This window comes from Chitinophaga sp., from assembly GCF_036566945.1.
Classification (GTDB): Bacteria; Bacteroidota; Bacteroidia; order Chitinophagales; family Chitinophagaceae; genus Chitinophaga.
Genome location: NZ_DATCVJ010000875.1, coordinates 1 through 5,048, shown reverse-complemented (window position 1 = coordinate 5,048; position 5,048 = coordinate 1). Strand labels below are relative to the sequence as shown.

7 protein-coding genes are annotated in these 5,048 nt (G+C 43.7%); all 7 read right to left on the bottom strand.

Translation table 11 applies throughout. The features are described 5' to 3' along the window. Nucleotides 1–508, bottom strand: a 508-nt coding sequence (gene sigZ, locus VIP81_RS26475) for an RNA polymerase sigma factor SigZ (RefSeq protein ID WP_331968377.1), incomplete at its 3' end; no start/stop codon positions are given. A 90-nt stretch (nucleotides 509–598) separates the two neighbouring features. After that, nucleotides 599–1,012 (bottom strand): arsenate reductase ArsC, encoded by a 414-nt coding sequence (locus VIP81_RS26470; RefSeq protein ID WP_331968374.1) that lies wholly within the window; start codon nucleotides 1,010–1,012, stop codon nucleotides 599–601. 67 nt (nucleotides 1,013–1,079) lie between these two features. Next, a complete protein-coding gene (gene arsB, locus VIP81_RS26465; RefSeq protein ID WP_331968371.1) occupies nucleotides 1,080–2,156 on the bottom strand; it encodes an ACR3 family arsenite efflux transporter in 1,077 nt (358 codons plus the stop codon). 19 nt (nucleotides 2,157–2,175) lie between these two features. Next, complete coding sequence (locus VIP81_RS26460) at nucleotides 2,176–2,664, bottom strand: N-acetyltransferase family protein (RefSeq protein ID WP_331968368.1); 489 nt, start codon at nucleotides 2,662–2,664, stop codon at nucleotides 2,176–2,178. Between the two features lie 32 nt (nucleotides 2,665–2,696). Further along, on the bottom strand, nucleotides 2,697–3,536 hold the full coding sequence (locus VIP81_RS26455; RefSeq protein WP_331968365.1) for an arsenite methyltransferase: 840 nt from the start codon (nucleotides 3,534–3,536) through the stop codon (nucleotides 2,697–2,699). A gap of 55 nt (nucleotides 3,537–3,591) precedes the next feature. Continuing rightward, nucleotides 3,592–3,921, bottom strand: a complete 330-nt coding sequence (locus VIP81_RS26450; RefSeq protein ID WP_331968362.1) for a metalloregulator ArsR/SmtB family transcription factor — start codon at nucleotides 3,919–3,921, stop codon at nucleotides 3,592–3,594. Nucleotides 3,922–4,108: 187 nt separating this feature from the next. After that, nucleotides 4,109–5,048, bottom strand: a 940-nt coding sequence (locus VIP81_RS26445) for a sialate O-acetylesterase (RefSeq protein WP_331968359.1), incomplete at its 5' end; no start/stop codon positions are given.

The window sequence follows — 5,048 nt, the reverse complement described above, 5'->3', positions numbered from 1 at the left end:
CGTATTTGTCAAACTCATACTCGCAGCATTTTTGTATCAATTCTTTTAATTTTTCACGAGCCCGCTGTACTCTGGACTTAGCACCTGATAAGGAAATACCCGCTATTGTTGCATATTGCTTTTGGGTTATGCCGTCAAGGTCTGTTAAAACTAAGGCCTGTCGATAAATATCAGGCAGCGTGTCAATCATTGGCCGAAGACAGTCTGACAACCTGTACTCTTCTTTCAAGGAGGTGACTTCCGGCTCTTGCCCGAGGCAGGAGTACGCTGTTAAAAAACAGTTTTTCCTGGTGAGCCGGTAATAATCTATTACGGCATTGTTGGCAATACGAAACAGATAGGCCCTGATATGTTCTGCCTTTTGGATTTTGTTGATATTGATATATATTTTGAGAAATACTTCCTGTAATATGTCATAACAATGATCGTCGTGTTTCACCTTCTGACAGATGAATTTTTTTAATTCAGCATTAAATTGTTCCCAGATAATTGTTGGTTGCTGTAACATATTATTTCGGTCAGGTTTGTGAAATATCCGGTAAACTCCTGTTGGTACGCTTTTCTCAGGGATTTCCTGTGTTACTTCATTCGGCCGGTGTTATAGATGAGTTGCCACAAAAGATTGCATGTAATCTTTTATGATCTGCCTGACTTCTCTGAACTGTTGCATCACTTCTTCTTCTGATCCTGTTGCCTTTGCCGGGTCCGGAAAGTTTTCATGAAACTTCTGTGCAGTAGTAGGAAAAAATGGACATCTTTCCTTTGCATTATCACAAACCGTAATTACATAGTCAAACGGAATGGTACTGTACTCAGTAATGTTATTGGAGGTATGCCCCGAAATGTCGATGCCATCTTCTGCCATGGTGGCTATCGCTTTCGGATTGACGCCATGTGTTTCAACGCCGGCGCTGTAAACCTCCGCTTTATTACCGGCGAAATATCTGAGATAACCTTCTGCTATCTGGCTGCGGCAACTATTGCCGGTGCAAAGCACTAATATTTTTTTCATGTGATAGATGATATTAAAAAATAATAAGGGATGGGTATTGTTGGTAAATACGCTGGCTCCTGTGTATCTAGGCTTCCATAATTGTTGTGCGGCTACCATACCATTTCTTCCGGAGCCAGAAAGCTACATTGACCAGTGCAATCAATGCCGGTACTTCTACCAGAGGGCCTATTACGCCTACAAATGCCTGACCGGAGTTGATGCCAAATACACCAATGGCCACGGCTATGGCCAGTTCGAAATTGTTGCCCGTGGCGGTAAAGGCAATAGCAGCATTCTTTGAATAGTCGGCCCCCATTACTTTGCCGAGGAAGAAACTCAGCAGGAACATCACTCCAAAATATATCACCAATGGAATGGCGATGCGGATCACGTCAAAAGGAATTTGTACGATCAGTTCACCTTTAAGACTGAACATGACTACGATGGTGAAAAGCAATGCGATCAGGGTGATTGGAGAAATGAAAGGCAAATATTTTTCCTGCAACCATTTTTCCCCTTTCCAGGCGATCAGTGTATATCTGCTAATTACACCCGCCGCAAAAGGAACGCCGAGGTAGATGCCAACACTTTTTGCGATCTCTCCAATTGAAACAGCCACTGTAATACCCTTCATACCGAATAAAGTCGGCAGCCAGGTAATGAATATATACGCATATACACTGTAAAGCAATACCTGGAAAATGCTGTTTAACGCTACCAGTCCTGCTGCGTATTCCCGGTTACCATCCGCCAGTTCATTCCATACGATTACCATGGCGATACACCGCGCTAATCCAATCAGGATAAGACCGGTCATGTATTCCGGGTATCCATGCAGGCATAATACTGCCAGGCCGAACATAAGAATAGGACCTACAATCCAGTTTAACAACAGTGATACGGAAAGGATTTTAGTATTACGGAACACTTCACCCATGTTCTCATATTTCACTTTAGCCAGTGGTGGGTACATCATCAGGATTAAGCCAATAGCCAGTGGGATATTGGTCGTTCCTGTTGAAAACGAGTTGATGAACCCGGAGGAAGATGGAAAGTAATATCCAATACTTACACCTATGGCCATGGCCAGGAAGATCCATAATGTGAGGTAGCGATCTAAGAAGCTGAGTTTTTTACGTTCAGCCGGATTACAATTTTGCATAATTGTTGTGTACTAAATTTTAAATGCCCACTACGGTACTTCTTCTTTCCAATAACAATGTATCTCTCCAGGTGTCGTTCATTTTGCCGATTTTCTCCCGACGGCCCAGCACCCTGAATCCACAGTGTTCATGTATTTTCAGACTGCCGGTGTTTTCGGGGAATATGCCTGCCTGTAAAGTCCAGAAGTTGTTTTGTTCACTTTGCTTTATCAGTTCCTCCAGCAGCTGCCGGCCAATTCCTTTGCCTTGCGCTTCCGGAGCAACGTATATGCTCACTTCCGCTACGCCTGCATATACACAACGACCGGAAACGGCTGTTAAGGCGGCCCAGCCTAGTACCTTGTCATTGTCCATCGCCACCAGCCGGCAGCTTTTAATATGCGACTCGTCCCATGCCGACCACTCGGGAGCAGTTGTCTGGAATGTGGCATTGCCGGTAGCAATGCCTGCTTCATAAATAGCTAATACCTGGGTGCCATGAGAGGTTGTCATTGGCTGGATAGTCATAAAAAGCGATTTAGTTTTTATCAGGTGAATGTTTAGCAACAGCCCGGAGCGCAGCAGGGAGCGTCTGTTGGTTTCTCTGCATACACGGTGATGCTGTATATCCCTGTATTGCCCGATCTGAAGGCGGCCATTTCTTCCGCGTTCAAATAGTTGGAAAGAATATCATCCGGGATGTGGATCGTTTTTTCTTTTTGAATGGTGATGTTTTTGAAGCCGTTGTTGTCGATCATGTCCAGGTATATTTGTTTTTGTACCGCGCCGGATACACAGCCTGCGTACATTTCTGCCGCCTCCTGGATTTTGGCAGGTAATACGCCTTGTAAAACAATATCTGAGATGCTGAAATGTCCACCGGGTTTCAGTACACGGAAGATCTCTTTAATCACAGCATCTTTGTTAGGAACGAGGTTGAGCACACAGTTACTAACAACAACGTCTGCAACGTTAGCCGTCACCGGCATTTTTTCAATATCTCCCTGCCGGAATTCTACGTTGTTGAACTGCAATTTTTCTGCATTGTTGCGGGCCTTCTCAATCATGGCAGGCGTGAAATCTATTCCGATTACTTTTCCTGCTTCACCTGTTTCCTGGCGGGCAATGAAGCAATCGTTACCTGCGCCGGAGCCAAGATCAATAACGGTATCGCCTTTCTTTATTTTCGCAAACTGTGTAGGTAGTCCGCAGCCTAAACCGAGGTCGGCATCAGGGTTATAACCTTCCAGTGTGGAATAGTCATCGCTCATGATGTTATAAACTTCTGTAGAGCAGCAGCCAGACCCGCAACAGGAGGATTCATTTGTGGCCTTGTCCTGCAAAGCGATTTCACTATATTTCTGTTTTACGATTTCCTTCATTTGTTCGTCAGTAGCCATAAGATACATATGATTGTATTATTGCAATATTGCGATTGATATAAGTAAAAAATTTTTAGCAGCAGTTTTCTTTTAGATCCACATCTTTAAAGAAGATATTGAACAAGTCCTTATACTGCTTCCATACTTTTGGATTGATGCAGTAACACACGCTGGCACCTTCGATGGAACCTTGTATAATGCCGGCTGTTTTGAGTTCTTTTAAATGTTGAGAGGTCGTTGCCTGCGCAAGGCCCAGCTCTTCTACCAGGTCACCACAAACGCAGGCGTTCTTTTTCACGAGGTATTGCAGAATGGCAATACGGGCCGGATGTGCCAGCGCCTTTGCCATTAAGGCAATGTCGTTTTGCTGTTTGGTAAATAGGTCTGTCTTCGTTGCTCCCATGATCTTATTGTATTATTGCAATATTACGATGAATAATATTGAGGGCAAAATTTTTTTTTGGGAGATGGCATTACCCGAAGGAGCCTGACTAAATGCTCCATAGTTATATTTTTTGGTAGAAATATAATAGAGATGGATCTCCATCATTGGCATTGTCAATGATGGAAATCCATCTCAGGGGATATCATTATTTAATATGCGTAGTATCTACCTCCCAGTCATCTGTTCTGAAAGGACTTACCGGCAGCCCTTCTTTGCTGAATAGATTCGCCATCGCCGTATTGCTGAATGCAAACCGTACGGCCACCGGTTCCTTTACTTCCTTGCTGGTAACGGTTATTTTTCCTTTTTCAATTTTTGCAATGGCTGGTACAAATTTTTTATCAGCACCTGATATATAAAATTCTGTAGGAAGTTTATCGTTTTTCACCATAAAGCCATTAGGTACATTGTCGAAAGATAAAATAGCTTTACTACCTTTTATTTCCATACTCCTGAACAAAGGACTTTTGTACGGGGTAGCCATATCTTTTTTATAGGTTTCTCCCAGCGCCATATTAGCCAGGCGGATACCAACATCCCGCTTATTTTTTGGATGAATATCTTTGATGTCATTCACAAGATCCGTGATCACCACCATACCTGTGTTAGGATAGGAGAGGCTTTTCAACTGCTGTTCCCGCAGGAGTGCGGCGGTGTTACTATATTGATAATTAAATGGTGCAATCTGCACATAATAAAACGGAAGCTCTTTATTCCAGGCAGTTCGCCATGCGCCTATCATATCTGTAAACAGCTGGCTATAGGTATTGCTGGTAGTGACATTGCTTTCGCCCTGATACCATATTACACCGCTAACGGCGAAATTGGTGAGTGGGGATATCATCCCGTTATACGCACTACCCGGGCGATAAGGCCACCATGCAGCAGGTTCTAATTTTTCCGCAGCCTGCTTTAGGGCTGCATTATTTTCGACTATTCCGGCGGGAGTCCATACTTCTGCGGCCGTTCCGCCCCAATTGGCGCTGATCAATCCGATCGGTACATTTAATTCGGATTGTAATTTCTTTCCAAAAAAATATCCAACGGCACTAAATCCTGGTAAAGAAGCAGGATCGCAGGTTTTC